This window comes from Vibrio kyushuensis (assembly GCF_050337325.1).
GTDB classification, from domain to species: Bacteria; Pseudomonadota; Gammaproteobacteria; order Enterobacterales; family Vibrionaceae; genus Vibrio; species Vibrio kyushuensis.
Genome location: NZ_JAKJSV010000011.1, coordinates 35,379 through 62,224, shown reverse-complemented (window position 1 = coordinate 62,224; position 26,846 = coordinate 35,379). Strand labels below are relative to the sequence as shown.

At 41.8% G+C, this 26,846-nt stretch carries 23 protein-coding genes; 13 read left to right on the top strand and 10 right to left on the bottom strand.

Going from position 1 to position 26,846, the window contains the following annotated elements; all coding sequences use genetic code 11:
- Positions 1 to 52 precede the first annotated feature (52 nt).
- A complete protein-coding gene (locus L4D20_RS20725; RefSeq protein ID WP_428803494.1) occupies positions 53 to 1,384 on the top strand; it encodes a DEAD/DEAH box helicase in 1,332 nt (443 codons plus the stop codon).
- 122 nt (positions 1,385 to 1,506) lie between these two features.
- Here L4D20_RS20725 and L4D20_RS20720 read toward each other — a convergent pair whose 3' ends face one another.
- Positions 1,507 to 3,150, bottom strand: coding sequence for a methyl-accepting chemotaxis protein (locus L4D20_RS20720; RefSeq protein WP_428803493.1), 1,644 nt, complete (start codon positions 3,148 to 3,150; stop codon positions 1,507 to 1,509).
- Between the two features lie 356 nt (positions 3,151 to 3,506).
- Between L4D20_RS20720 and L4D20_RS20715 the strand changes: the two genes are divergently transcribed.
- The 5 genes from L4D20_RS20715 to amt all read left to right on the top strand — a co-directional run bounded on the left by L4D20_RS20715 (position 3,507) and on the right by amt (position 9,547).
- Positions 3,507 to 4,328 carry a phosphate ABC transporter substrate-binding protein gene (locus L4D20_RS20715; protein ID WP_428803492.1) on the top strand — a complete coding sequence of 274 codons (822 nt, stop codon included), beginning with the start codon at positions 3,507 to 3,509 and terminating at the stop codon, positions 4,326 to 4,328.
- 102 nt (positions 4,329 to 4,430) lie between these two features.
- Positions 4,431 to 5,360, top strand: a complete 930-nt coding sequence (gene pstC, locus L4D20_RS20710; RefSeq protein ID WP_428803491.1) for a phosphate ABC transporter permease subunit PstC — start codon at positions 4,431 to 4,433, stop codon at positions 5,358 to 5,360.
- A 5-nt stretch (positions 5,361 to 5,365) separates the two neighbouring features.
- Positions 5,366 to 6,229, top strand: a complete 864-nt coding sequence (pstA, locus tag L4D20_RS20705) for a phosphate ABC transporter permease PstA (protein WP_428803490.1) — start codon at positions 5,366 to 5,368, stop codon at positions 6,227 to 6,229.
- Positions 6,230 to 6,341: 112 nt separating this feature from the next.
- Positions 6,342 to 7,091 carry a phosphate ABC transporter ATP-binding protein PstB gene (gene pstB / locus L4D20_RS20700; RefSeq protein WP_428803489.1) on the top strand — a complete coding sequence of 250 codons (750 nt, stop codon included), beginning with the start codon at positions 6,342 to 6,344 and terminating at the stop codon, positions 7,089 to 7,091.
- Between the two features lie 314 nt (positions 7,092 to 7,405).
- Entirely contained in the window at positions 7,406 to 9,547 is a 2,142-nt protein-coding gene (gene amt, locus L4D20_RS20695; RefSeq protein ID WP_428803488.1) for an ammonium transporter, read from the top strand.
- 70 nt (positions 9,548 to 9,617) lie between these two features.
- Here the strand turns inward: amt and L4D20_RS20690 are convergent, their stop codons facing one another.
- A complete protein-coding gene (locus L4D20_RS20690) occupies positions 9,618 to 11,309 on the bottom strand; it encodes an RluA family pseudouridine synthase (protein ID WP_428803487.1) in 1,692 nt (563 codons plus the stop codon).
- Positions 11,310 to 11,405: 96 nt separating this feature from the next.
- Positions 11,406 to 11,942, bottom strand: a complete 537-nt coding sequence (locus L4D20_RS20685; protein WP_428803486.1) for an autotransporter — start codon at positions 11,940 to 11,942, stop codon at positions 11,406 to 11,408.
- A 185-nt stretch (positions 11,943 to 12,127) separates the two neighbouring features.
- Here L4D20_RS20685 and L4D20_RS20680 point away from each other — a divergent pair, with 185 nt between their 5' ends.
- Complete coding sequence (locus L4D20_RS20680; RefSeq protein WP_428803485.1) at positions 12,128 to 13,048, top strand: LysR family transcriptional regulator; 921 nt, start codon at positions 12,128 to 12,130, stop codon at positions 13,046 to 13,048.
- Between the two features lie 143 nt (positions 13,049 to 13,191).
- Here the strand turns inward: L4D20_RS20680 and L4D20_RS20675 are convergent, their stop codons facing one another.
- Positions 13,192 to 13,722, bottom strand: a complete 531-nt coding sequence (locus tag L4D20_RS20675) for a hypothetical protein (RefSeq protein ID WP_428803484.1) — start codon at positions 13,720 to 13,722, stop codon at positions 13,192 to 13,194.
- A 156-nt stretch (positions 13,723 to 13,878) separates the two neighbouring features.
- Here L4D20_RS20675 and L4D20_RS20670 point away from each other — a divergent pair, with 156 nt between their 5' ends.
- Entirely contained in the window at positions 13,879 to 14,709 is an 831-nt protein-coding gene (locus L4D20_RS20670; protein WP_428803483.1) for a DUF6279 family lipoprotein, read from the top strand.
- Positions 14,710 to 14,851: 142 nt separating this feature from the next.
- On the opposite strand, the gene L4D20_RS20665 is transcribed toward L4D20_RS20670, so the two are convergent.
- The 5 genes from L4D20_RS20665 to L4D20_RS20645 all read right to left on the bottom strand — a co-directional run bounded on the left by L4D20_RS20665 (position 14,852) and on the right by L4D20_RS20645 (position 19,844).
- Positions 14,852 to 15,913, bottom strand: coding sequence for a porin (locus L4D20_RS20665; protein ID WP_428803482.1), 1,062 nt, complete (start codon positions 15,911 to 15,913; stop codon positions 14,852 to 14,854).
- A gap of 182 nt (positions 15,914 to 16,095) precedes the next feature.
- Positions 16,096 to 16,563 carry an N-acetylneuraminate anomerase gene (gene nanQ, locus L4D20_RS20660; protein ID WP_428803481.1) on the bottom strand — a complete coding sequence of 156 codons (468 nt, stop codon included), beginning with the start codon at positions 16,561 to 16,563 and terminating at the stop codon, positions 16,096 to 16,098.
- Positions 16,564 to 16,622: 59 nt separating this feature from the next.
- Entirely contained in the window at positions 16,623 to 18,122 is a 1,500-nt protein-coding gene (locus L4D20_RS20655) for a sodium:solute symporter family protein (protein ID WP_428803480.1), read from the bottom strand.
- A 112-nt stretch (positions 18,123 to 18,234) separates the two neighbouring features.
- Complete coding sequence (locus tag L4D20_RS20650; RefSeq protein WP_428803479.1) at positions 18,235 to 19,125, bottom strand: N-acetylmannosamine kinase; 891 nt, start codon at positions 19,123 to 19,125, stop codon at positions 18,235 to 18,237.
- Positions 19,122 to 19,844: an N-acetylmannosamine-6-phosphate 2-epimerase gene (locus L4D20_RS20645; RefSeq protein WP_428803478.1), complete on the bottom strand. Its 723-nt coding sequence runs from the start codon at positions 19,842 to 19,844 to the stop codon at positions 19,122 to 19,124. The genes L4D20_RS20650 and L4D20_RS20645 overlap by 4 nt, the downstream gene beginning before the upstream one ends.
- Before the next feature lie 250 nt (positions 19,845 to 20,094).
- Between L4D20_RS20645 and nagA the strand changes: the two genes are divergently transcribed.
- Positions 20,095 to 21,273: an N-acetylglucosamine-6-phosphate deacetylase gene (gene nagA / locus L4D20_RS20640; protein ID WP_428803477.1), complete on the top strand. Its 1,179-nt coding sequence runs from the start codon at positions 20,095 to 20,097 to the stop codon at positions 21,271 to 21,273.
- Positions 21,274 to 21,405: 132 nt separating this feature from the next.
- On the opposite strand, the gene L4D20_RS20635 is transcribed toward nagA, so the two are convergent.
- Complete coding sequence (locus L4D20_RS20635; RefSeq protein WP_428803476.1) at positions 21,406 to 22,263, bottom strand: MurR/RpiR family transcriptional regulator; 858 nt, start codon at positions 22,261 to 22,263, stop codon at positions 21,406 to 21,408.
- A 292-nt stretch (positions 22,264 to 22,555) separates the two neighbouring features.
- Here L4D20_RS20635 and L4D20_RS20630 point away from each other — a divergent pair, with 292 nt between their 5' ends.
- The 4 genes from L4D20_RS20630 (at position 22,556) to L4D20_RS20615 (ending at position 26,678) form a co-directional block, all read left to right on the top strand.
- Complete coding sequence (locus tag L4D20_RS20630) at positions 22,556 to 23,446, top strand: dihydrodipicolinate synthase family protein (protein ID WP_428803475.1); 891 nt, start codon at positions 22,556 to 22,558, stop codon at positions 23,444 to 23,446.
- 424 nt (positions 23,447 to 23,870) lie between these two features.
- Positions 23,871 to 24,836 (top strand): sialic acid TRAP transporter substrate-binding protein SiaP, encoded by a 966-nt coding sequence (locus L4D20_RS20625; RefSeq protein WP_428803474.1) that lies wholly within the window; start codon positions 23,871 to 23,873, stop codon positions 24,834 to 24,836.
- 42 nt (positions 24,837 to 24,878) lie between these two features.
- Positions 24,879 to 25,382: a TRAP transporter small permease gene (locus L4D20_RS20620; RefSeq protein ID WP_428803473.1), complete on the top strand. Its 504-nt coding sequence runs from the start codon at positions 24,879 to 24,881 to the stop codon at positions 25,380 to 25,382.
- Between the two features lie 12 nt (positions 25,383 to 25,394).
- The gene (locus tag L4D20_RS20615; protein WP_428803472.1) at positions 25,395 to 26,678 is read left to right on the top strand and encodes a TRAP transporter large permease; all 1,284 of its coding nucleotides are present in this window, start codon (positions 25,395 to 25,397) and stop codon (positions 26,676 to 26,678) included.
- The last annotated feature ends 168 nt before the right edge of the window (positions 26,679 to 26,846 follow it).

The following is a 26,846-nucleotide window of genomic DNA, read 5'->3' as shown; positions in this document are numbered from 1 at the left end:
CCTTACGCATTAACACTTATTGGGAGTATATAGTTATTAACTGGAGAGTCCTTTGCACTTTAAAGATTTAGGTTTAGACAATCGCTTATTAAAGAACCTTAGCCACTACGATTTTAGAAAAGCGACTGAAATCCAACAGCAAGCCATTCCTGTGGCTATTGCTGGTAAGGATTTATTGGCGTCGTCGAAAACAGGTTCAGGTAAAACATTAGCGTTTGTGCTTCCAATGCTTCATAAATCACTAAAGAGCAAAGCATTTTCAGCACGTGATCCACGTGGTGTTATCTTAGCCCCAACACGTGAGCTTGCTAAGCAGGTTTATGGTGAGCTAAAAACCATGCTGGGTGGCCTTTCTTATGAGGCTACGTTGATCTTAGGTGGTGAAAACTTCAATGATCAGGTGAATGCTCTACGTCGTTACCCTCGATTTATCGTTGCTACACCAGGGCGTCTAGCGGATCACTTAGAACATCGTTCACTCATCTTAGATGGTTTGGATACACTTGTTCTTGATGAAGCTGATCGCATGTTGGATCTAGGCTTTGCACCAGAGTTACGAAAAATTCACAACGCAGCTAAGCACCGTAAACGTCAAACCTTGATGTTCTCAGCAACGCTTGAGCATACCGATGTGAATGAAATCGCTTCTGAAATGCTTGATTCACCAAAACGTATCTCTGTTGGTGTTTCTAACCAAGAGCATAAAGATATCACTCAAAAGTTTTATCTATGTGATCACTTAGATCATAAAGAAGCCATTCTGGAGCGTGTGCTTGAAGAAGCGAAATATCGTCAGGTTATTATATTCACGGCAACACGAGTAGATACTGAACGTTTAACGGCAAAGTTGAATGACCAAAAGCTTAAAGCTGTCGCACTAAGTGGCAGCCTGACTCAGCCTCAACGTAACACCATCATGAGTCAGTTTGAGCGTGCTGTGTTTAAAATACTCGTTACCACTGATGTAGCATCACGTGGACTTGATATTGCTAACGTAACGCACGTGATTAACTTTGATATGCCAAAACATACTGAAGAATATGTTCACCGTGTGGGCCGTACTGGTCGAGCGGGTAGCAAAGGTGATGCAATCTCTTTGGTTGGACCTAAAGATTGGGATAGCTTTAAACGTGTAGAAACCTATCTTCAACAAGATCTTAGCTTCTCAGTATTAGAAGGCTTGAAAGGTAAGTTCAAAGGGTTGAAACCTGCGAAGAAAGATTACCGAGGCGGAAAGCAAGATCCTAAGAAAGCTCGTCCACAAGCGAAGAAAACGCCTAAGAAACCAGTTAAGCGTGACAAGAGCTTCCACAACAATGTTGCAGTCGGTGACACCGTATTTATTCCTAAGAAGAAAGTTGCCCCTAAAGTGGATGACGAATAAAAACGGATGACAAGTAACAAATGGATAAAGAGTAACTTGAGTTACTTTTAATCAAATATAAAACCGCCAACTTATGAGTTGGCGGTTTTTGTTTTTACAGAGCATTAATAATACAAGAAGCTCTAAATTTTGAAGTAACCTAACTGATGCCTTTGCTTCTCTGCCAGTTCAGATAGCTCTTGGCTAGCCGAAGCCGACTGGGTAATCCCTATCACATTTTGGCTAACAAGTTCATAGATATTACCTAGATTCGAGTTGATATCAGAGGTGACTTGCCCTTGCTCTTCTGATGCCGTTGCCACTTGAGAGTTGATGGTGGTGAGTTTGGAAATAGATTCACAAATTTCAGTTAATGCGGCACTTACTTGTCCCGACAAAGACTGATTGTTTTGCAGCATCGATAAGCTTGAATTCATACTTTCATTCGCCATACCAGATTGAGTTTGTAGCTCTTCAATGATCGCTTGAATCTCTTTGGTCGAGTCTTGAGTTCTGGCGGCGAGCATTCGTACTTCGTCTGCTACAACGGCAAATCCTCGGCCACTCTCGCCTGCACGTGCTGCTTCTATTGCGGCATTCAGTGCCAGTAAATTAGTTTGTTCTGAAATACTTTGTATTACTTCAATCACTTTGCCAATTTGTTCTGATTGATCCTTTAGTGAATTAACCACTTGGGCTGCGTCACTCAACTGATCCGCCATTTTAGCGTTTGCTCTATTACTCTCTTCAAACATGGTTAAGCTAGTGACCGCGAGTTCGTTCGCTTGGTTAGAGGCGGTGTCAGCGATATTGGCATTGGTTGCCACTTCTCTTGATGTGCTCTCTAGCTGGTTAATGGCTGATGCGACTTGTTCTACTTCTTTTTTTTCTTGATCAGAGTTTACCGTTGATTGAGTCATGACCGCAGCGAGCTCAGTGGAAGCAGAAGCTACATCGACGCTAATTCGGACTAACGAATCAACAGTGTAATGAAGCTTAGATACGGTGGAGTTTATATCTTTGGCCAACGCCGTAATTTCGTTGTCTCCTTCTTCACTGGCTTTCACCAACAAGTTGCCACCCGCGACTTCTTTCATTGTTGATTGAAGTTGGAGTATCGGTTTAACAATGACACCGGCAATTAGCCAACAAGCAATAAGACATGAGACAACGAGTACACAGAAGGCGATGAGTGCATTAGTGAGAACTGTGGCGTGCGATTGAGCATTGGTCTCTACGTTTTTAAGAGAAAGCTCATTGAGTGTATTGGATAGCGCAGTAATGGCATTGACCATTTGCTTGCCAAAGTCACGATATTCATCTGCCGCTCGGTTGTATTTTATTTCGAAGTCAGTAGTGAGGTTTTCATTTTTATGCTTGGTATTAAGCAGCGGGATCATTACATGAATCGAGTGGTTAATGTAGTCGTCCATCGCAGTACTTAATGCTTTTGCTTCATTCTCCATCCCTTCAACACTTGCCAGAGAAGACAGCAACACTTGGTTTAATTCTCTTTTCTGCTGTAAAACACTCGGAAGTATCTTTACTTCTTCTGGCTTAAACAAACTGTATATGGCGCTGATCCGCATTGCATAGGTGTTGTCTATGATGTCTGTTAACTCATCTTTATGCAGAATTAACTCTTCGGTTGATAGAGATACCAGACTAAATTCTTTCTCTAGGTTTGAGGTGCTGTAAATGATACCTGTGAGTAAAAGAAACATTGTGAATATGACCGGTACTACTACTTGTAGCTTAATGGATAAGCCGTTAAGTAACTGGCGCATTGAGATCCTCTCGATATTTTAAATGCAAATTATTCTCATTTGCGTAAATGAGTTTGTGATTGTAATAACTTTGACGAATAGATCAATCGTTTCTTCTACTAAGTTATACCTTTTGCGACGAGTTTATATGCAACTAAAATTGTTAATATTCATCGGCTTAGCGCAATTAACCATCAGTCTTGAATTAGGTTGTAGGTGATAAATGAACAAAACAGTTAGCCTTGGTTATTTTTGCAGCAAAGTCACTTTTGTCATAGAGGCTTAAATTAACTGAAACACAACTGTCATATTTGAAGCCTAAAGTGAGCATCGTTCGAGTAAAACACAACGGCAATTCGGCCACTTAAGGAAATGTGATGAAAAAGACAGTTATCGGTGCAATCGCACTACTAGGCGCAATGGCAGTAACTACAGTTTCTGCAAAAGAAACAATCTCTGCTGTAGGCTCTAGCAGCGTTACTCCACTGATGGAAGTTTTCTCTGAAACTTACATGAAGGCAAACAATCAAGTATTTATCGAAGTTCAAGGCCCTGGCTCTTCTGCTGGTGTTCGTGCTGCTAAAAATGGTACAGCTGATTTAGGTATGTCTTCTCGTGACCTAAAAGACTCTGAAAAAGAAGCAACGCTAGTTGAAGAAGTTGTTGCTCGTGACGGTATCGCAGTTGTTGTTAACCCTAACAACAAACTTGATGGATTAACGGCTGAGCAAGTAACCGCTATCTATAAAGGCGACATCACTAACTGGAAAGATGTTGGCGGCGCAGACAAGCCAATCGTTGCTATCACTCGTGACACAGCTTCTGGTACTCGTGGTGCATTCGAAGACATCATGAAACTTAAAATGAAAGTTAACGATATTAAAGTATCGGCTATCTCTCAACGTGCTCAAGTTGCTAACGGTAACGGCGCACTTAAAACGATGGTTGCTTCAAACCCATACGCAATCGGCTACATTTCTCTAGGTACTGTTGACGAGTCAGTTAACGCACTTGCAGTAGATGGTACAGAAGCTTCTGTTGATAACGTGAAGAATGGCTCTTACAAAGTAGCTCGACCTTTCCTTGTACTTTACAAGCAAGGCCAGCCAACAGCTGAAGCACAAAAATTCCTAGATTGGATGCTTACTGATGAAGCTCAACAGCTAGTTGACAACAAAGGCTACATCTCAGTTAACTAATCGACCCGTAATGAATTAAGTTTGCTCAGCCCGTATTTGGGCTGAGCCTTTTATCCACTTCACCAGTCTTTTTATTACTGGTTGAAGCATGAGATTTTGTATATGACCATCGCAAATAGTGAAAAGCTTATGAATACCCAAGCGACTCAAGTTAATCGGTCTGGCCTTCGCACAAAGAAACGTGTTGATTGGAAAGAACGAATTTTTCACGGTTTATTTTTAACAAGTGCCATTATCGGTATCGTTTCTTTAGCTCTTATTGCTTATTTCATTGTTAAAGAGAGTATCCCTGCATTCCGTGAAGTCGGTGTGTCAGGCATTGTTCTGGGCCAAAATTGGTTACCACCAGCGCTTTACGGCGTTGCGACTATGATTGTTGCTTCTATTGTTTCAACATTAGGCGCAGTTGTAGTTGGTGTACCGATTGGTGTTTTAACCGCGATATTCATTGCTGAGATCGCACCCAAGCGTCTAGCTGATATTATCCGTCCTGCGGTTGAATTGTTGGCGGGCATCCCTTCGGTTGTTTACGGTTTCTTCGGCTTGGTTATCATTGTCCCTTTAATTCAAGACATCTTCCAAGTACCAGCAGGTAACACAATTCTAGCCGGTATCATTGTTCTAGGTGTGATGATTTTACCAACCGTTATAACGGTCTCTGAAACGTCAATTCGCGCAGTACCGAGAACGTATAAAGAAGGCTCGCTAGCATTAGGCGCTTCAAAAATCTTTACCATCTTTAAACTGCTTGTACCGGCGGCTCGCTCAGGAATCATGACAGGTGTGATTTTGGGTATCGGTCGTGCATTAGGCGAAACGATGGCGATTATCATGGTGATGGGTAATGCTCCGGCAATGCCAGAAGGTATTTTAGATTCAGCACGTACACTAACGGCTAACATTGCAATTGAAATGTCCTATGCAAGTGGCATTCACGCCAATGCGTTGTACGCAACAGGTGTCGTTTTATTAGTATTCATCATGATGCTAAATGGTGTTCTTCTTTTCCTTAATCGCGAAAAGGCGAGGTAATGGCAATGAATCAAATTAAATTAAAGCAGTCTCGTCAGTTCAAAGATAATATTCTTAGCGGTTTCGTTTGGGCAGCAGCAGCAGCGACAGTAGGATTTTTATTTTGGATTATTTGGTACATTCTTTCTAATGGCCTACAACACGTAGATTGGGCATTCATCAGTGGCGATTATAGTCGTACGGGCGATTCTCAAGGTATCTTCCCAATGATTATGTCGACATTGTACATGGTCATAGCATCGATTGCCGTTGCTGCCCCACTGGGTATCATGACGGCTATTTACCTAACTGAATACGCCAAGGTAGGCAGTAAATTGGTTAAGGTGATTCGCTTCTGTACTGAGTCTTTAGCTGGTATACCATCGATTATCTTTGGTCTGTTTGGTATGACGTTCTTCGTTGTCATTATGGGCTTCGGTTTCTCGATTCTATCGGGCGCATTAACGCTAAGTATCTTGATACTTCCGGTTATCATCCGTACGACAGAAGAAGCGTTAATGGCGGTACCACAAACGTACAGAGAAGGCTCTTACGCTTTAGGTGCTCCAAAAATTTATACAGTCTGGCGCTTGATTTTGCCAAGCGCAATGCCAGGTATTGTTACTTCGGTTATTCTAAGTATTGGTCGTGTTATTGGTGAATCTGCCCCGGTATTCATGACTGCAGGTATGGTTGCGCGTATTCCTGACTCGTTATTAGATTCAGGGCGTACATTAACTGTTCACTTATACAAACTGACTACTGAGCTGTTTACCATTGAAGAATGGAACCAAGCTTATGGCACTGCAACTGTATTGATTGTTGTTGTACTTCTAATCAACACAGTAACCAAATTAATTGCTAGTCGTTTCAACACAGCTACTTACTAACGCATACAAAATTGCATACAGAGTAAGAGATAGATTTGCCCTTTCTTAAGAAGAAAGCCCAAATCACAGTTGAAATAAGATGATAGACCAGACCGAATTTAGAGATAATGTAATGAACAAATTTAATATTGAAAACCTAGACCTGTTTTACGGCGAAAACCAAGCACTGAAATCAATTAATCTACCAATTCCTACTCGTCAAGTGACGGCTTTGATTGGCCCATCTGGCTGTGGTAAATCAACACTGCTTCGCTGCCTAAACCGTATGAATGACCTGATTGAAGGCGTCACTATCAAAGGAAACCTTGATATGGATGGCCAAGATATCTACGGTGATATTGATGTGGCGGATCTTCGTATTCGCGTTGGAATGGTATTCCAAAAACCAAACCCGTTCCCTATGAGCATTTACGAAAACGTTGCATACGGTCTACGAGCTCAAGGCATTAAGGACAAGAAGCATTTAGATGAAGTGGTAGAGCGTTCATTACGCGGTGCAGCACTATGGGATGAAGTGAAAGATCGTCTAAAAGCACACGCTTTTGGTCTATCTGGTGGACAACAGCAGCGTCTTTGTATTGCACGTACTATCGCTATGGCGCCCGATGTTATCTTAATGGATGAGCCGACTTCAGCTCTTGATCCAATCGCGACACACAAGATTGAAGAGTTGATGGAAGAGCTTAAGAAAGACTATACCATCGTCATCGTGACGCACTCCATGCAGCAAGCACGTCGAATCTCTGATAGAACAGCATTTTTCTTAATGGGTGAACTGGTTGAGCACAATGATACTCAGGTTATTTTCAGCGACCCGAAAGATGATCGTACGAAAGGCTATGTAAACGGTGACTTTGGTTAATTACCGACTGATGATTTACGCTCTAATCGAGAGTTTTTGGCTAACCTAGATTTAATTTTTAGCCAAATCTCGATTACAGCGAACCATATTTACTGGTGTAAATATTATAACTATAAGCGATGGAAACTTTGCCCCTCTTTATGAGGGGCTTTTTTATGTCAGCTTCACAATGAGGAAGCAGGAGCGTCATCGCTTTATTTGAGAGGTCATCGGAGGAAATCAAAGCCATTAGATCTGTACTACACTGAAATTTCAACACAGCATAATGTTAATTGTGTCACTTTATTCTTAACTATTAATGTGTGGAAGGATTTGTGAATGTAGACAGTAGCCAAATTGATCTTATGTGGATAATGTTATCGACTGTTGCAGTTTTGTTCATGCAAGCGGGCTTTTGTTGTATAGAAACGGGTTCGGTCCGTAGTAAAAATAGCATTAATGTTTCTGCAAAAAATTTCTGTGATTTCTGTATATCGTCAGCCCTTTTCTTAGTCATCGGTTTTCATCTCATCTATGGCAATAGTAGTACGCCTTACTATTTTTTTAGTGGTGTAGATGCCTCCCCTTACTTACTTGCATTTTTCCTATTTCAATTGGTTTTTTGTGGAACCGCCTCGACGATTATGTCTGGAGCGGTCGCTGAGCGTACGACTTTCTTGGGTTATTTAGTCATTGCAGGGTTTATTGCTGGTTTTGTGTATCCTTTATTTGCTAGTTGGGTTTGGGGTGGACATATTAGCGGTGAACTAGGCTTGCTTGAACGCATAGGGTTCGTTGATTTTGCTGGTGCTAGCGTTGTTCACTCCATTGGTGGGTGGTCGTCACTTGCTGCCGTTTGTATTATTGGTCCACGAATTGGCCGCTTTGCCAATATCAAAGCACGTATTGAAGGTCATAATGTCCCGTTGGCTACAGTCGGCACGATCATCCTTTGGGTGGGCTGGTTTGGCTTTAATGGAGGCAGTACCTTGGCCTTTAATGATGCCATCCCACAAATATTTTTGAATACGAATATTTCCGCCTGTTTTGGTGCAATAGCACCGTTAATATTTACCTGGCGTAAAAATGAAAAACCCTTTGTCCCCCATGTATTAAATGGGGCATTAACTGGCTTAGTTGCTATTACTGCGTGCTGTAATGTGGTCAATCTGCACCATGCAGTCTTAATAGGATTTATCGCAGGCTGTCTTTATCTTCTCAGCGTCAAAATTCTAGAATCAAACAAAATAGACGACGTGGTGAATGCAGTGCCTGTTCATGGGGTGGGAGGCGCTTGGGGAACGTTATGTGTGGCTTTATTTGGTGATCCCACACTTATCGCGAACGACTTAGGGTTCTATCAACAGTTAGGCGTTCAGGCACTTGGTATTTTGGTCTGTTTCTGTTGGGCGTTTGGCGCTACCTATCTATTTTTATTGGCTGTCAAAAGAGTCGTTCCTCTAAGAGTATCTGCGGAGAGTGAACTACAAGGATTAAACGCTTCTGAACACAATGCGACGACAGAGGTCGTTGAACTATTAACGTCGATGGTTGCTCAAGAAAAAACGGGAAATTTCGCTGAACGAGTATACGAAGAACCACATACGGAGGTGGGACAAATAGCGAGAGAGTACAATAGGGTCTTACATGCTGCCAATCAAGAGATGAAGAATAGACAAGCGGCTAATCAACAATTAACCGAATCACTAGAGAAACTCAAAGAGCTTCAATCTGATTTGGTTGAGGCAGAGAAAATGGCCTCATTAGGAGAGTTGGTTGCTGGTATCGCACACGAAATCAATACACCATTGGGTATCGGTGTTACCGCTAGCTCCTTTTTGCAAAGTGAAGTCAACGATCTCGAAGAACTATACAAGAAACGAAAGTTAAAAGAGTCGGACGTTGAAGCTTTTTTAGCTGCGGCAGAACAAGGGACTGCCATTATTTCTCTCAATTTACAGCGAGTGGCAAACTTGGTGAAAACGTTTAAAAAAGTATCAGTTATCAATTCGGTCGATGCCCATGAAAAATTTGAGCTAAAAGAATACATTCAGCATGTGATCTATGAGCTTCGAATAAACCATGACACTGGAAATCATAGTTTTACTTTTTCTGGTGATGAGGTTTCAATTTATACTGATCCTAATGTGATAAAACAGATTTTCCATTCGTTCTATATGAATTCACTTCTTCATGGTTTTATATCTAGTCAATCAGGGGAAGTCTCGATTACAGTTAAATGCCTAGATAAAGACGTTGAACTTACATATGAAGACAATGGTGCTGGTATTTCATCGGAAGATTTGGTTAAAGTTTTCAACCCTTTCTTCACCACCAAACGAGGTCAGGGTGGGGGTGGGCTAGGCTTACACATTGTTTATAACTTGGTGACGCAAGTCTTGATGGGAACAATCAAGTGTGAAAGCTCCCCGGGTAGAGGGACATCTTTTACTATCCTATTTCCTAGGTACCTATAATGCTCGATCCAACCTATTTTTGATTGAATAAATAGGTTGGGTGGTGGTCTATTGAGGTGATGAACGACTATTAGAAGTCAGCGTCAACTTGAAAGTGCATTAGCTCTTTAGAGTAAGGGTGCTCAAAGCTAAGCGATTCAGCATGAAGGTGAAGGCGATTAGCTTTAGTGCCGTATAGGCCGTCTCCAACAATGGACATGTTTAAACCTTGATGATGAGCACAGTGGACTCTTAGTTGGTGAGTTCGTCCTGTTTTAGGGTAAAGGTAAACCTTAGAGTAGCCGTTTGTAACTTCGATTAGATCCCAATGTGTTTCAGCTGATTTACCATGCTCAAAACAGACTAATTGACGCGGTCTGTCGTAGAGATCCCCTCGTAAAGGAAGTGACACATCACCTTCAGATTCGGCAAGCTTACCGTCAATTAGCGCGACATAACGTTTCTTGACGGTTCGAGTAATAAACTGTTTTTGCAGACTCTTATTCGCGCGGCGAGTTAAAGCAAACACCAGTAACCCTGACGTGGCCATATCAAGACGGTGGAGAACAAATGGGCCTTCCACATCATTAAATTGTTCGCTCAATCGTGTGAAGGCTGAGTCGCTGATGTTTTTCCCCGGTACAGAGAGAAAATCTGCCGGTTTGTTAACGACAACAATGGCATCATCTTGATAAACAATCTCAAGTTCCTTTCCTTCTGCTGGATTTTCCAATAGTGGATTATCATCAAGCTCAATACCTTCAAGCATGTGAGTTAATATAGGTAAGCACTTACTTTGGCACGAAGGGTAGTATTTCTTATGTTGGCGAATCTCTGACTTTGGAGAGACTCCCCACCAAAACTCAGCTAAACAGATGGGTGCAAATTGATGCTGAAACGCATATTGAAGTAACTTTGGTGCTGCACATTCACCTGAGCCAGCTGGTGGAATAGGCGTCGTTGTTGCTTCAAAAATATCGTTTAGTGATTTCTCTATGCCCGCTTGATTTAGAAATTGGTATTGCTCAAATAATTTGTGCTGTAAAGCGTTAGACATAGCTTTACGTTGTTCAAGCATTGAGCTTACTTCATCTGTTAACTGAGCAAGCTGTGATTGGATCTTGAAGAGAACCTCACCTTGCTGGGTTTTTAGCTGCTTTAGTTGTTTTTTTTCAGCTACACTTTCTCGGCTAAGCTGTATTAGCGCTTGTTTTTGCTGCTCATCAGTATCATCAAGTAGAGTACGTTGTTGTTTTCTCTGTGCGCGAGCTTCAATCGTAGCTAGCCGATGCTTTTCAATTTTCTGCTCAAAGTCGGCAGATGCTGTCTTTAACGCTAGTTCTAGTTCGGCTATTTTAGGGTTTGATTGACGCTGCTTGATGTTGTCATTAATTATCGTTATTTCAGCTAATTCTCCGCGAAAAAAACTGTCGCTACTCAACATATCAAAAACGGGCGGAACAAAACCTGGAAGTAGGTTTTGATCGGCAATTTTCCCTGAAAAGGCGCTTAGATAACCAAGTTCTCCTTGCTGATTTTTGACAACAAGTACCCCAAACATCTTTCCGGTGCCTGTATTGACGTCAGTATCTAGACCAAAATTATGTACCCAATCAGTTTGTGTCTCTAACTTTGATTGAAGAGCCTTCGCTGCCAATTCACTTAAAAGGTGAGGCTGATAGTAAAAAGGGAAGGTAAAGCGCTCTGGTAAAGCAACTTCTTCTATTGAATCAATAAACGGAGTAAAACAGAGTTCTGAGCAAGGTATTGTTGAGTCGGGCATAAATAAACCAAAACAAGCGCTGAATTGAAGTGAGGGCTGATTTTACTCCTCTGCTCACGAAATACTAGCGATGAATGTAGCCAAAACCCTGTGAACTTAAAAGTTGTATACAGCCATGATACGCACTGTTGTTTCGTCTAGCTCCTCACCATTTTGATCAAGTGGGGGCATCTCGGTTTTATAAACGTCTGAAATAATACCAACTCGGCCAATATCAACTTTTAACCCAACGGTTGGAGAAAGGTGATCGCTTCTTGCTTCTAATAGAACTTCATGTGTTGTAGGGTCGGTTTGCTGAATAGAAATACTGTTGTAGTTAAGTCCAACTCTTGGCGTAATAGCTACAGTAGGATTCAGTGAAAGCTCGTAACCGATCGCTGTGTGTAATCCCCATGCTGTTACTTCTGTTGGATAGATGGAAGCAAAGTTGGATGAATATGAATCACTGAGTGTAGAGCTTCCACCAAACGACCAGTTAAGATTAGGAGCAATTTCCGCACCTAATTCAACCGTTAATACTTCTATATCTTCAATAAAGCTCATACCACCAGCTACGAACGGTGCCTTTTCATAAGCATTCACGTTTAGGCTAATTAATGACGCTATTAACAGTGTTAGGTAGGACTTTTTCACGGCTATCACACTTGACGAAAAACATAAGTCATCATCGTATGGGAATTTGAAATTCCTTATTGATATTGATCAATCTCACACTTGAGCCCGTATATTTCGTATAACAAACGATTTTCTCGCCTTATGGCTACTAGACGAGTAACTTAGAGTTGTATATGGATGTTTAAATTTTGCAGAGGTGATGCGTGAAAAATACCATCGACCTGAATTTGTATCGTTTTTTGGATCTTCTTTACGAGCAAAAATCACAGGTGAAAGTGTGTCACACACTGGGGGTTAGCCGAGCGACGTTTAATCGGCATTTATCTGATTGCCGAGACCTTTTTGGTAATGAGCTATTTTTGGCGACCAAGGGTATCTACGAGCCGACGCTGTTTACAAACCAATTAATTGGCATTATTAAAGAGCCTTTAGAACAACTAGAGCAAGCACAGCAAGTTTCACAGAGTTTCGAAGGCGACAATACCAGTCTTGATTATGTGTTTTTTGTCGCAAACCCACTCAGTTCATTACTTACCGTTGCTCTTTTAAAGGGGCTCACTAAAGACTCGCTTCAACCTAAGATCTCTATAGTTGATTGGTCGTTAGAAGGCGTGGAATTTCCTAAAAGTGGTAGCCTATCTATCGGCATTTCGGGCTACCCTAATATGCTGAATGATCGCCTTGTTGAAAGAAAAGTGGGTACAATGTCTTTGTACGCTTATCTTTCTGAGAACCATGCTATGGCGGGGAATGAGAGTATAGAATTAGCGACCCTCAAAGATGTTGATACCGTACGTGTCTCTATGGGCTCGCTTGATGCCAACTCTTATTACGAACGAATGCACCGAGTCACTGGGGTTGAATTAAAACAGAAGCTTACCGTAGCATCTGTACACTCAGCACTTGAATGCACTCAAGTGATCGATTATGTGTTTGTTTGCTTTAATCTTGGTAACGATGTGATCCCTGACGGTGTTAAGAAAATACCGTTAACGCTAGATGGTGAATCAATGACGTTTGATATCGGTATGCAATTTCATCGAGCCTGCTATCAACACCCTATCGTAGGAAAGCTTGAAAAAATGATATCAAAGCACTTACTTGAAGTTGAGAGTAAGGCTTGATGGTGAAATAGGTTTGGTCACTCTTTTGTTCTAGTCATAAAAAATGGCTTTCGAATATTCGAAAGCCATTGTGCAAATATTTAAGTCAATCGACTCAGCACAGGAAAAGGGAAAACACTACTATATGGACAATAGTTGAAGCCTTAGAAGTTAAAGCTTGCAGTTACTCGAACCACGTCTTCGTCAAATTTTACGTCACCAGTACCTGGGTTGTAGGTATCTGAAAGTTTACCGTAGTCTACTGATAGCCCAACCATGCGCCAGTTAACCGTGCCGCCTACAGAAGCGTAAACATTGTCTAGATTAAAATCGTTTGAAGCTGGGTCAGTACCGTTGTATTTAACATCAGCATTGAGGTAGTTAATCCCCACTTTAGGGATGATATCAAACTCACCAACTTCAAATTTGTAACCAACGTTGGCGTGCAGGCCCCATGCATCTTGTTCATTTGGCTCCTCTAGCCCATCAATCGTATCAGTACCGATAGAAAAGCCGCCGCCAGTTACAATGTTATTTCCAAGCTCGTGACTATAGCCAAAAGTCGCTAGCGTTTGATCGCCAATAAAAGTCGCACCAGCTTCTATAGACTTATTACGGTCATCCGCTAGGGCATTAGTTGATAAGCAAAGCCCAACTATTGTTAGGGGCAGTGAGTAACGTACGTATTTGTTCATCAAAGTGTCTCATTAGGGTTATAAACACGCTTACAATACGTTGATATGACTCTAAAAAATGAATGTGACAAGGCTCAAAATTGAGCACAGTTTAGTGGAACTTTTCGGTTTGCTATATTGTAATAAAAACTAAGGTTTTCAATAAGGAGAGCATCGATGCGTAGAGCGTTCATTGTGTTAGTTTGCATATTGTTAATCAGTTGTGGGACCAAGTTTGCCTATCGCAATATAGATTGGTTTATTCTTCAATATGTAGATGATTTTGTTGATCTAACCAGTGAGCAAGACGACATATTATCTCTCCAAATTGACCAACTCAGTGATTGGCATCGAGCCGAAGAGCTCCCACTGTATGTTGATCACCTCGATTCTCTACTGTCGATAACAGCTGACAGCGTAACTCAAGAAGGTATCGCCTTTCATTTTAAGCAGATTGAACTTCATTCAGAGCGCTTATTGAGACGTGTGGCACCAGATCTGTATGCATTGACTCAAACATTGACCGATGATCAAGTAGAACAGCTGCTAACGAGTATTTCAGAGCGACATCAGGAGTACAGGGACAAGTATGAAGATCTATCCGAAGAGGATATTCATCAACGCTATCAAGAGCGTATTGGCGACAAGGTTGAAACATGGCTAGGACGCTTAAGTAAGGAACAAGAGGGCATGGTTGAACGTTGGGGAAATGGTTTTATGATATCGGCGTATGAGTGGATGGATTACCAGACAACTATGCATGATAAATGGCAATCAGTGCTTCATCGACGTGAAGAACTCAGTTACTTTCAGCCTAATTTTCAACGTTTGTTATTCGAATCTGATGCGTATTTTACGCCACAGCTCGTAGATATGATTGAGCACAATCGCTCTGTCAGTGAAAAACATATTGTAGAGATTGCTCAAAGCATGAGTGATAAACAGTGGAAGCACTTTCGAAAGGAAGTGAATAAATGGAAAGATATTGCATTAGATTTACAAGAGTAAAAGTATAGCTTGTTAAAAAAGCCCTCGACCTTTTTCCGTACAGAGAAAGGGCCGGGGGCTTTGTGATCATATGTACCGTGAGCCTCGGACTTTATTACTTAGAGTGGACAAACTCTTTAAGCACGGTAAATAGTGGTGCTCATTACCATTCGTAGCGCAGGCTCGTTGTGATCACAGAACCTTTCTTACCAGAAACACTTGCGCCTGTTGATGAAATATTAGATTTTCCACCTTTATTATCAGTGTAGTTTAGGAAAATCGAAGAGCGGTTTGTTAGACGGTATTGAACTTCGGTTTGGATTGCGTCTTCAATCACATCATCCGTGCTTGTTGACTCATCGAGCTCTAGGTAACGGTAACCTGCACGAACTACCCACTTGCCAAAATCGTACGCAGCGCGAAGGTCGTAACCCGTGGTATCGGCGTTGTTACCGCTGTTTGATAGACCCATCGACTCTTGGCTGTAAGAAGCACCAAGGTAAAGGTTACCCAAGAAGTACTGTGACCCTAAGCCCCAAGTTTGGTAATCTTCGACGTCTGCTGCTTTATCATCCGCTTTAGTGTATTGGAACATAGCTGCAGGTTTCAGTATGCCCGCATCGCCCATATCAAGGGTATAGCGAGCAGCGGCGTTGTAGCCCATGTCAACATTGCTGTTGGTGATGAGCGCTGCAGAAAGTGCTAGGTCACCAATCTCATTACGGTATTGAAAAGTACCGTTTTGACGGAAAATAAGTGCTGCACTCGAATCAACTTCGCCTGCGTGGTAGCCCGCTACTGGGTCACCACCCGTTGAGAAGATATCACCAATGTCTGAAAACATGGTTACGCCAGAAACCACACGACCGGTTTCAATGCGGCCCATTTCATTCATATCAATACCAGCCCAGACGTAACGAGCTTTCCAATCGACATTGTCGTTCTCATCGTTTTGAACCAGTTGGTATTGCATTTGGCCCATAAGAGTAAAATCATCATTGATTGTTTGGCGACCATTAAAGCCCATACGCGCACTTACTGAACCGTTCAGTTTGCTATCGCCATCGTCAGCAGGGTTGCTGTCTTTATCATAATATTTAAAATCGCCCTGAACACGGCCATACATGTTCAGCACTGAGCCATCGTCAGCTTGATAGATTTGTGCAGCATTCGTTGCAAACGGAAGAAGTACCACAGGTGCTAAAGCTAAGATTATCTTTTTCATTTTTATTATTACCAGTTTGTAGGGTATATCCATACATCATTATGCAAAACAGTCCCTATTTGCATTTTTGGATATCAAAACCCCCACCTTTATTTCAAAGTGTTTAGTGAAGGTTAAGATTGGGTGCTGAGTAGGCTGCGCTTACCGATAAAAGAAAGGTTGTGTGGCGGCCTACATCAAAATTAAATCAGGTCTATATGGACCTTAACGACCACTTTTTTTATTGCAGTGGGGGACTCAACGAAACAACCCGGTTTGTGCGGTTCCCCAGGAAAAAATACGGCAAACATATTCGGTTGAAGAGTGATTTGATTAACATTTTCCATGCTGCTAACTAAGCAGAAGTCATTCGTTTTATCGTACTCTGTGGCGGCGGGGTTATTAGGTGATTCGATGCAGTATTGAATCACTTCTTCACCACTAATTAAGCACTGAACATCAATGTAGTCTTTATGAACTTCGGCTTGCTTAGTATTCGAAAGCCCTGTTTCAAAAGCCATGACGTTAGCAAACATCATGTCACCGTCAATATCGTGTCGGCCGTTGGGAAGCGCTGCTAGGTTGGTACTATTTAAGAACGAGAGCGCCTGTAAGATAGCTTTTGGTAGGCACTGGTTAACTTGCTGATGTTGAATGTGACCATAAATCATAATTGGAACTCCAAACAATTTTTGGGTTAAGCGCTGATGTTTCAACGCCTAATTAATATCTATGCTTTAGAAATTGAACCGACAGTGAGTCGATCTTTGGTGCTATCGTCGATCGAACTTTTGAATAGTGGCGCTGTTAACGTGCCGACAATCACGACCATAATGGTTCCAATTACACCGTAGAAGAAGAAATTCAGGTCGGTGAACGAACGAGCGGCGAGAACCACAGCGATGCTGGAAATAACACCAAGTAAGGCACTGGTTGCGTTGGCACGTCGAATGAATATGCCTAGCATGAATAGACCTGTCATTGGGCCACCCATTAAGCCAAGTAAGCTATTAAACGCGTCCCAAATTTCGCTCTCGTTAGACAGTATTAGGTAGGTAGAGGCAACGACACCCAGAACACCTGCGATAACCGTTAGTAAGCGTCCAACCTTGAGTTTTTGTTCTGATGTTGGGTTGTGACTTATTTTTTCGTAGATATCGGAAGTAAAACAAGCGGCAATACTGTTTAGGCTGCTCGAAATACTTGATTGAGATGCTGCGAAAATAGCGGCAATGATCAAACCTGCAATACCTGCTGGCATTTGAGAAATCACATAGAAAGGTAAGATGCCACCTGTATTAAAATCTGCTGGGAGCTCGAGTGGGTTCTGGCTATAGTAAGCGTACAAACCAGCACCGACAGCGAAGAAGAATACGGGTACACAAGCGACTAGTTTGGCGTTAGTGATCAGTGCTTTCTTCGTCTCTTCGATGTTGTCCGTCACGATGTAACGTTGTACAACATCTTGGCTTGCGGTGAACTGCTGAAGCGTCGCAAAGAAGAAGCCAATCATTAATACCGGGATGGTGCTTTCAGTCCAGCTCCAGCGGAATTGTTCGGCTGGGAAGTATTTGTTTTCTCGTGCTGACATGCTAAAGATTTCACCGATACCGCCATCGACGTTAAAGCAGATCACGATGAAGATAAGGATGGCTGCAGCGGAGAGCATAATTCCTTGGATAACGTCCGTCCAAATAACGCCTTCGATGCCACCTAAGAAGGTATAAATGATACAAAGTACACCGATTAAGAATACGATGGTCAGTGGACTCATATCAATAAACGGCATGAGAGCAAGCGCCGTTAAATAGGTAACGATTGCGATTCGGCCTATATGGAACAGCATAAAAGAGATACTGCCAAATAGACGCATCTTCACATCAAAGCGACGTTCTAAATATTCGTAAACTGAGGTTAAATTTAACTTTCTAAAGAAAGGAATATAGAACCAGAATACGATGGGTAGAATCGCTATTGCAATGTATTGGCCAATTAAGAATGTCCAGTCATCTGTGTATGCTTTGGCAGGAATTGACATAAAGGTAATAGAGCTCAGTGTGGTTGCGAAAACACTGAAACCAGCGGCCCATCCGGGGATACGGCCTCCAGCTTTAAAATAATCATCCGCTGATTTTTGGCGTTTAGCGAAGTAAACACCAACTCCCATAATCGCACCTAGGTAAACTATTAAGGCAACATAATTGAGTGTGCCAAATGAACTTGTTTCCATAGGGGGTAGACCTTTTTCTGTAGGGTTAAATTATGGTTATTGAAGGCACATCAGTGCCCACTGTTTTATTAAGTGTTGTTATTATTTATTAAGATGTGTGGAGAAATAGATTCTATAAATCAGTCTGTTGAAAAAAATGTTCTGCCCAAGATGCGACACCAATAAGACCTGCGTTTGCACCACTGTGAGCATGAATGACTTCTATTTGATAGGCTGGTGGAAGCTGTTTTAGATAATGTTGAACAAGTGACAGGAACTTGGGAGCCAAGCCGACACTACCTCCGAGGCAAATCACTTGTAGATCAAGTGAGATCTTCAAGTCAGCAACGAGATTCGCAATGGTTTTAGCGGCATTTTCAACGATATCTTTTGCATGGCTATCTCCATCAAGGTACTGCGTGAAAACCATCTCTCCAGTACACTCGTCACCAAAATAAAGTTGTCCCGCTTTACCGATTGCGGTTCCTGAGGCGATACTTTCAACACAACCTTGTCGTCCGCAGCCACACATTGGGCCATTAGGATCTGCCAATGTATGCCCAGCATGACCTGCAATACCATGTAGGCCTGTAACCAGTTCTTCATTGATAACAAAGCCCGCGCCAACCCCTGTCGAAACGGTGATAAACCCCATCGAGCTCGGCATAGAGTCAAGTAGTTGATATTCTGCCCATGCTGCCGCCTGAGCATCATTAATAACCATGACAGGTCTATGGCAGAGGTGTTCAAACACTTCTGCGATTGGATACTGGTTTAGTCCGCCTAGGTTGTTTGGGTTAAGTGCGGTTAAGATACCTTCGTCAATGATGCCAGTTGAAGCCACAGCGAGATAATCAGCTTGCTCGTATAAAGGAGTAACAAGTTCACGAAGCGCTCTTGTTAACTCATCAGGATTATCAGATGAAGGCGTTGCTAATTGCTTGAGCTTTAAAATCTGACCTGACTGAATTAAAGCCGCAGCGATTTTTGTTCCACCAATATCGACAGCTAGACAGGTTTTCATGCAATTGCCTCCATATTTTCGGGTATAGCGTCATCTGTTTTTGCATTACGTACAGCATTATCAAACCATTGGCAGATATGTTCAACGCGTGTTATCGCAGAACCAACCGTTACACAAGAGGCGCCAGCCTTGATCGCTGCGCCCGCCAACTCCGGTGAATTGAAACGACCTTCCGCCATGACAAAGCAACCTTGTTCAGCTAAGCGAGTGATGAAAGGAAAGTCAGGCTCTGTGGGTACTGACCCTGAAACGTAACCAGACATTGTCGTACCGATGATTTCTACATCGAGTTTAAAAGCGGCCATTCCTTCATCATAGTTAGAGCAGTCGGCCATTACCAAACAGCCTAGCTCATGAATTTTATCAACCAGCGTCGTTACTTCAGTCGGTCTTGCACGGTTAGTCGCATCAATGGCAATGATGTCAGCGCCTGCTTCTTTCAGAGCAATTACGTCTTCAATGAAAGGAGTAATACGAACATCTGAATCAATAAGATCGCGCTTAATAATGCCGATAATCGGTACAGAGACTAACGGGCGTACGGCTTTAAGGTTTTCAACACCTTCAATTCTGAGTCCTGAAGCCCCTCCTGCAATGCTGGCTGCTGCCATTGCTGCAACAATTGAAGGTTTATCCATAGGGCCACCATCAACAGGTTGGCATGAAGACACAAATCCGTGTGCTAGTTTATCGAGAAGTGGAAAATTGTTCTTATTCATGTGAGTTAAACTCCGTAAACTACATCTAGCAACTTAGTATTGCTCCATTATTTTGTTTTTGGAGTATAACTTCAAACTGTTTTGATTAAAATGGCGATCCTGCTCTCACTTTATTGTTAGTAATAATCGAGACTCTAACCAGATTAGGCAGAAGCTATTAAAGCGATTGGTGAATTCAGCTTGCTCATAAAAATAAACTATGAGAAATTGTATGGAGTATAACTTCAAATAATAAAATTAAGGTGTCAGTATGGAAATAGGCTCCCAAAGTACAGCTCAACGAAAGAACATCCTTCGCTATGCGATAGAGAATGCCAGTCTCTTCCAAAATGGTCAGAGGCTAGATAATCAGGTTATCGTGATTGAGGGCGATACGATCGTCGCTATCGGTGATAGATCGACATTCGACTCTCTTCCCAATGACCTTATTGATGCCGAACACCAACTGGTTAGCCCCGGGTTTATTGACCTTCAACTGAATGGTTGTGGTGGCGTGTTGTTTAATACTGATATTTCACTTGAAACTTTAAATATCATGAATGCTACCAATGTGCAGTATGGTACAACGCAGTATCTACCTACTTTGATTACCAGCCAGGCCGATCATATGAGACAAGCGATTGATCTAATGGCTGAGTTGGATTCAGCCGATCAGCAGGGAGTGCTTGGGCTGCATTTAGAGGGCCCATTTATTAGTGTAGAGCGTAAAGGTGCGCACCAAGAAAAGTATATTCGAGAACTCGATATGAAAACGGCTCAGTACTTATCTGATAATCAACAATATATTAAGGTCTTAACTGTTGCTCCTGAGAATGTGGATCAGACGGTACTTGATCTTCTAACTGAATCGTCGATAACAGTTTCTATGGGCCACACTGACGCGAGCTATGAGCAGATTTCAGCGAAAACTGGGATTGGTATGGCAACACATTTATACAATGCGATGTCACCGCTAACCAATAGAGAACCTGGGGCTGTAGGTTATGTATTTAATCAAAAACCGTATGCAGGGATTATTGCTGATGGGATTCATGTTGATTACACGTCACTAAAAATTGCCCGTGAATTGCTTGGTGATAAATTATTTTTGGTGACGGATGCTGTAGCACCAGCAGGTACTGATTTAACTCACTTTGATATGGCAGGCTTGCAGGCTTATGTGACTGAAGGTAAGTGTCATTACGAAGATGGAACGATTGCTGGCGCGGCTATAACCATGAGCCAAAGTATTCGCAACCTAGTTAAACATGCGGATGTGCCCATATCTGAAGCGCTAAATATGGCGTCTCTTTATCCTGCTAAATCTATTGGTGTTGATGACCAGTATGGAAAGCTAGAAAAAGGGTATAAAGCGAATCTGGTTTTTCTAGATGATGAACTAAATGTGAAAACGACTATTCAAATGGGTAAGCACGTTTATCAAAATTAGACTCGGTATTATCGGCCAACAGAGTATTTGTATAATCTAGAATCTTTGTAAAAAATAGAAGCTCAGACATAAAAGAAAAAGCCAGTTAAATGATTAACTGGCTTTCGTCGATTTGGAACAAAGGTAAAGTTGTTAACCTAAAGCTTCTGTCGTTTTAAGCTTGATGTCATGAGTACCAGACATGTCTTTTTGCACTAATAGCGCATACATCAGATCGAGCACAAATAGCTGTGAGATTTTTGTCCCAATGGAATCGCCTTGCAACTGCCCTTGGCGGTTCCCATTCACTAAAACACTATCAGCATATTTAGTAATAGCGGACCGAGGGTTATGAGTGATTGCAATCGTTGTGGCACCATTCTCTTTTGCAAGTTTAAGTGATTTGGTTGTCTCAACCGAATCCCCCGAGTGGCTTATACCAATCGCAACATCTCCTGGCTGTAACAGTGATGCTTTGATGTACATAAAGTGGTTGTTTATATAGGCATCTACATTTAAGCCGATGCGCATAAACTTGTACTTAGCACTTTCCGCAGAAATACCGGAAGAGCCTACGCCAAAGAAATATATGGCTTTGCCATTTTTTACTTGTTCAGCAGCCTTAGCCAATTGTGAGAAGTTCAATAAGTTAAGAGTTTCAGACAGCACTTGGTCAATGGAGGATTGCAGCTTTCTACCAATGATTTCTGCACTATCTTCTTCAGTAACGTCGGTATCCAATATTGTCGGCTCAGCAGCTTGTGTTGTAGATACTTCAATAGCGAGTTGCAATTTAAAATCTTGATAACCACTAAAGCCTAACGTTCGACAAAAGCGGATGATAGTTGCATCGCCAGCATTAACCTCAATAGACAGCTCAGCGATAGATAGCGTGCTGATTTTATCAGGATTGGATGCGACATAGTCTGCAATACGCTTTGATGATGGTGTAAGGCTATTATAAAGGCTGCCCATAGTATCAATGATATTGCCTGCTCGAATTTGTGGCATATTGAATTTACTCGACGTTAAACGTTGGTTATATGCATTCTCACACAATAAGATCATGATTTGAAGTTAAGCTCCATAATTATTTCTCATAACTAAGTCCTGTTTGAATAATCGATTCAAGATGTTCATGCATACATGAATTCATACCGATGTCACATTTTTGCTCTACGACATGACAGTTTTTATTGAATAGTGAAACTTCACTCCATAATATAGTGTTACTCCATTTGGTATTGGATTTATGAAGTTAATCTTCATTAATAAATGTACACTTGTACAGACTGAGGCAAGCATGAAAAAACTAACGGGTCTAATTGCAGCACCACACACTCCATTTAGTGCGGATAACAAGGTTAACTTTGAAGAGATTGATAAGATCGCTTCACACCTTATTCAGGATGGCGTAAAAGGCATCTATATTTGTGGTACGACAGGTGAGGGTATTCATTGTAGCGTTGAAGAGCGCAAGCTAATTGCCGAACGTTGGGTGATGGCGACTCAAGGGAAGCTTGATATCATTGTTCATACAGGTGCTCTTAGCATTGTAGATACACTAGAGCTGACTAAACACGCAGACACACTTGATATCCTAGCGACATCGGCTATTGGCCCATGTTTTTTCAAGCCGGGCAGCGTCAATGAACTGGTTGAGTACTGTGCTACCGTAGCCGCCGCAGCGCCTTCAAAAGGTTTCTACTATTACCATTCAGGTATGTCTGGCGTAAACGTCAATATGGAAGAGTTCTTAATTGCTGCAGATAAACGCATTCCTAACTTATCTGGCCTTAAGTTTAATAGTGGTGACTTGTACGAATATCAACGCTGTTTACGTGCGTGCGATGGTAAATTTGATATTCCATGGGGCGTTGATGAGTTTCTACCCGGTGCGTTAGCGGTAGGTGCAAAAAGTGCGGTAGGTAGCACTTATAACTATGCAGCGAAACACTTCAATTCAATTATTGAAGCATTTGAAGCAGGCCAGCATGATATCGTCATCAGCAAAATGGATAATGTTATTGCACTAATTCGTGTGTTGGTAGAATTTGGCGGTGTCTCTGCGGGCAAAGCAGCCATGGCATTACATGATATCAACGCCGGTGATGCGCGATTACCGCTATTACCTTTAACTCAAGAACAGAAAGATACGGTTATTAATAAAATGCGTTCTGCTGAATTCATTTAATTAAATTAGTAACCTAGTTAACCCTTAGGTATTTATTAATTAAATGCCCCCTATTGCTATGTAATTAATAGAATGGCTATTTTGTCCAGGTCTTCTTGATTAAATTCAAGAAGGCCTTTTTTTATGGTTCGATAAACTATTGTATTTTTATGTCTTCATATTGATCTGTGTTTTCCCTTTGCTTTACAAGTGCTTAGGTTGGCGCCTCTGGGTCTTTCTTTTGATTTACATATATACAAGGAAGATATGAGATATCGAATTTATATAAATTGTTGCTTATGATCACAGATTGATTCATTAAGGTTTGAAATAAAACTCCAATAAGCGAGAATGTAAATGAAGGATTTCTTTACCCTGTTCTGAAAAGTGATATTTAATATAAATTAGCCATGATGAGCTAATAAAATGAAACAGAAGGATTGTTATGAAAAACTTAAATAAAATGACCATCGCACTCATGGTTGCAGGTCTTTCGCTATCTGCTCATGCTACGACAACACTTAAAATGGGCATGCAAGCTTCAGTAGGTTCTGTCGAGTATACATCTGCAAAATACTTGGCTGACACACTAGAAAAGATAAGTGGCGGGGACATTAAGGTCTCTATTTACCCTGGCGCACAGTTGGGTGATGACCGTGCAATGCTACAGCAACTCTCGATGGGTGACCTAGATATCACTTATGCTGAATTTGCTCGTGTAGGCTTGTGGATCCCACGTGCAGAAGCGGTTGGTCTGCCATATGTCGTCAAAGACTTTGAGCATATTCGTCGAATCTTTGATTCTTCATTTGGTGAAGATATTAAACAAGAGATGCTAACCAAGTTTAATTGGCGTGCTCTAGACACTTGGTATAACGGTACACGTCAAACGACCTCGAATCGCCCACTTAATACGATTGATGACTTTGAAGGGCTTAAGCTTCGCGTTCCAAACGCAAAACCTAATCTAAACTACGCGAAACTTTCTGGCGCATCTCCAACGCCAATGGCCTTTTCTGAAGTGTATTTAGCACTGCAAACGAATGCAGTTGACGGGCAAGAGAACCCTCTTCCTACTATCAAGACGATGAAGTTCTTTGAAGTTCAGGAAAACCTAGCGTTAACCAATCATATTGTAAATGACCAAATGGTGCTGTTCTCTAATACAACTTGGGAAACGCTATCAGATAAGCAGCGTAGCCTTGTGCAACAAGCCGTAGAGAAGGCAGGTAACGCTCATACTCAGTCTGTTAAAAAGCAAGAAGCAGAGTTGGTGTCGTTCTTTGAAAAAAATGGTGTCACGGTAACTCAGCCAGACTTAGGTCCATTTAGAGATGCGATGAAGCCACTTTATAAAGAGTTTGATGAGAAATTGGGACAACCAGTGATAAATAAACTGGCTTCAATGTAGTAGTCGATTAGGCTGGCCTTTGGGTCAGCCTAGGAGTTTAAGATGTTACGTAAAATATTTGACTCGATAGAAGAGATCATCACTGTCCCGTTAATGGCTGCGTTACTTGTCGTACTAACGTGGCAAATCGTTACTCGATGGCTATTTAACGCTCCTTCATTATGGAGCGAAGAGTTAGCGAGAGTACTTTTCATGTACATGGTATTGATTGGCGGGGCACTAGCCATCAAAACCGAATCCCATGTAAACATAACTTTTTTCTCAGATATGTTACCTAGGAAAGTTCGTCTAGCTTTGGTACTTACTCTGGAAATAGCTGTTCTAATTTCAATATTTGCCATCATTTACCTTGGTTACCAACACGTTCAGCGCACCGCGTTTTTCGAACTGATTACGCTTGGAGTTTCAGCGAGTTGGCTCAATTACAGTTTACCTGTTGGTGGTGTCTTTATGGTTCTTCGTCAGACCCAGAAACTCATTGGTATTGTCAAAGAGTTTAAGGTTGTCGAGCAAACACAAGACATTAATTCAACTCACGCAGCTTAAAGGTATTATCTCATGGTTGGTTCAATATTTGGCTGGTTGGCGCTGCTCTTTGCAGGCATGCCAGTTGGCTTCTCTCTAATTTTCGTCGCGTTGCTTTTTTTAGTTTTAACGGGCAGTACGGGAATTAATTTTGCTGCTCAGCAAATGGTCGATGGCCTTAATAATTTCACTTTACTGGCAGTCCCTTTCTTTGTATTAACTGGACATCTGATGAACAGTGCCGGTATTACAGAGCGTATTTTTAACTTTGCTAAGTCCATGGTAGGGCACATTACCGGTAGTCTTGGCCATGTGAATATTATGGCAAGCTTGCTCTTTTCTGGCATGTCAGGCTCTGCGTTAGCGGATGCTGGTGGCCTTGGGCAGCTTGAAATTAAGTCGATGCGTGATGCAGGTTATGATGATGATTTTGCAGGCGGGCTTACGGCGGCATCTTGTATTATTGGTCCACTCGTTCCTCCATCGGTTCCTTTAGTCATCTACGGTGTTGTGTCTGGTACATCAATTGGTGCACTCTTTTTAGCGGGTGCAGTACCCGGTATCATGTGCTGCATAGCGTTGATGTTGATGAGTTACTATATCTGTAAAAAACGCGGCTATATGACACTACCCCGTGCGACACGCAGAGAGCAATTTAAGTCATTTAAAGAAGCGTTTTTATCATTACTAACGCCGATCATCATTATTGGTGGTATTTTCTCAGGTAAATTTACACCGACTGAAGCAGCGGTTGTGTCATCGCTATATGCACTGTTCTTAGGCACGCTGGTTTACAAACAATTAACGCTATCAAGTTTCGTTGGCATCTTAAAAGAAACTGTAAATACGACGGCGGTGGTTGGTTTGATGGTTATGGGTGTGACCGTCTTTGGTTGGATTGTTGCGAGAGCACAATTGCCACAAATGCTTGCTGATTTCTTCTTAACGATCAGTGACAACCCGTTGGTACTGTTGCTGTTGATAAACTTGCTGTTGCTATTCCTTGGCACATTCATTGAGTCTTTAGCACTGCTACTGTTATTGGTTCCTTTCTTGGTGCCAGTTGCGACTGCTATGGGGATTGATCCTGTTCACTTTGGTGTAATGGCAATCTTGAATCTAATGATTGGTATTCTTACTCCTCCAATGGGTATGGCGCTATATGTGGTTTCGAAAGTAGGTAACATTCCTTTCCATACATTAACGAAGGGTGTGATTCCGCTGCTTGTACCATTGTTTGTAGTTCTAATATTGGTTGCAGTATTCCCTCAGTTTACTCTATTGCTACCACAGTTAGTTCTTGGGTATGGTGGTTAGTCGTATTGAATACACTGAACTTCAGATCCTTTTAAACTGACAGTAAAAAGATCCCAATACGGGATCTTTTTGTTTTAGGTCGAAACGAATAATAGACCAATGATGTGTAAGAGGAAGGTTACATTTTATACTAATACGTGTATCTTCAAGAACTTGAGTATGTGGCCT

Bases quoted from the DNA above. Each gene is read 5' to 3' on its own strand.
- L4D20_RS20720 (WP_428803493.1), bottom strand. From the start codon at position 3,150: ATGCGCCAGTTACTTAACGGCTTATCCATTAAGCTACAAGTAGTAGTA.
- L4D20_RS20715 (WP_428803492.1), top strand. From the start codon at position 3,507: ATGAAAAAGACAGTTATCGGTGCAATCGCACTACTAGGCGCAATGGCA.
- pstC (WP_428803491.1), top strand. From the start codon at position 4,431: ATGACCATCGCAAATAGTGAAAAGCTTATGAATACCCAAGCGACTCAA.
- pstA (WP_428803490.1), top strand. From the start codon at position 5,366: ATGAATCAAATTAAATTAAAGCAGTCTCGTCAGTTCAAAGATAATATT.
- pstB (WP_428803489.1), top strand. From the start codon at position 6,342: ATGAACAAATTTAATATTGAAAACCTAGACCTGTTTTACGGCGAAAAC.
- L4D20_RS20690 (WP_428803487.1), bottom strand. From the start codon at position 11,309: ATGCCCGACTCAACAATACCTTGCTCAGAACTCTGTTTTACTCCGTTT.
- L4D20_RS20675 (WP_428803484.1), bottom strand. From the start codon at position 13,722: ATGAACAAATACGTACGTTACTCACTGCCCCTAACAATAGTTGGGCTT.
- L4D20_RS20670 (WP_428803483.1), top strand. From the start codon at position 13,879: ATGCGTAGAGCGTTCATTGTGTTAGTTTGCATATTGTTAATCAGTTGT.
- L4D20_RS20665 (WP_428803482.1), bottom strand. From the start codon at position 15,913: ATGAAAAAGATAATCTTAGCTTTAGCACCTGTGGTACTTCTTCCGTTT.
- nanQ (WP_428803481.1), bottom strand. From the start codon at position 16,563: ATGATTTATGGTCACATTCAACATCAGCAAGTTAACCAGTGCCTACCA.
- L4D20_RS20655 (WP_428803480.1), bottom strand. From the start codon at position 18,122: ATGGAAACAAGTTCATTTGGCACACTCAATTATGTTGCCTTAATAGTT.
- L4D20_RS20650 (WP_428803479.1), bottom strand. From the start codon at position 19,125: ATGAAAACCTGTCTAGCTGTCGATATTGGTGGAACAAAAATCGCTGCG.
- L4D20_RS20645 (WP_428803478.1), bottom strand. From the start codon at position 19,844: ATGAATAAGAACAATTTTCCACTTCTCGATAAACTAGCACACGGATTT.
- nagA (WP_428803477.1), top strand. From the start codon at position 20,095: ATGGAAATAGGCTCCCAAAGTACAGCTCAACGAAAGAACATCCTTCGC.
- L4D20_RS20635 (WP_428803476.1), bottom strand. From the start codon at position 22,263: ATGCCACAAATTCGAGCAGGCAATATCATTGATACTATGGGCAGCCTT.
- L4D20_RS20630 (WP_428803475.1), top strand. From the start codon at position 22,556: ATGAAAAAACTAACGGGTCTAATTGCAGCACCACACACTCCATTTAGT.
- L4D20_RS20625 (WP_428803474.1), top strand. From the start codon at position 23,871: ATGAAAAACTTAAATAAAATGACCATCGCACTCATGGTTGCAGGTCTT.
- L4D20_RS20620 (WP_428803473.1), top strand. From the start codon at position 24,879: ATGTTACGTAAAATATTTGACTCGATAGAAGAGATCATCACTGTCCCG.
- L4D20_RS20615 (WP_428803472.1), top strand. From the start codon at position 25,395: ATGGTTGGTTCAATATTTGGCTGGTTGGCGCTGCTCTTTGCAGGCATG.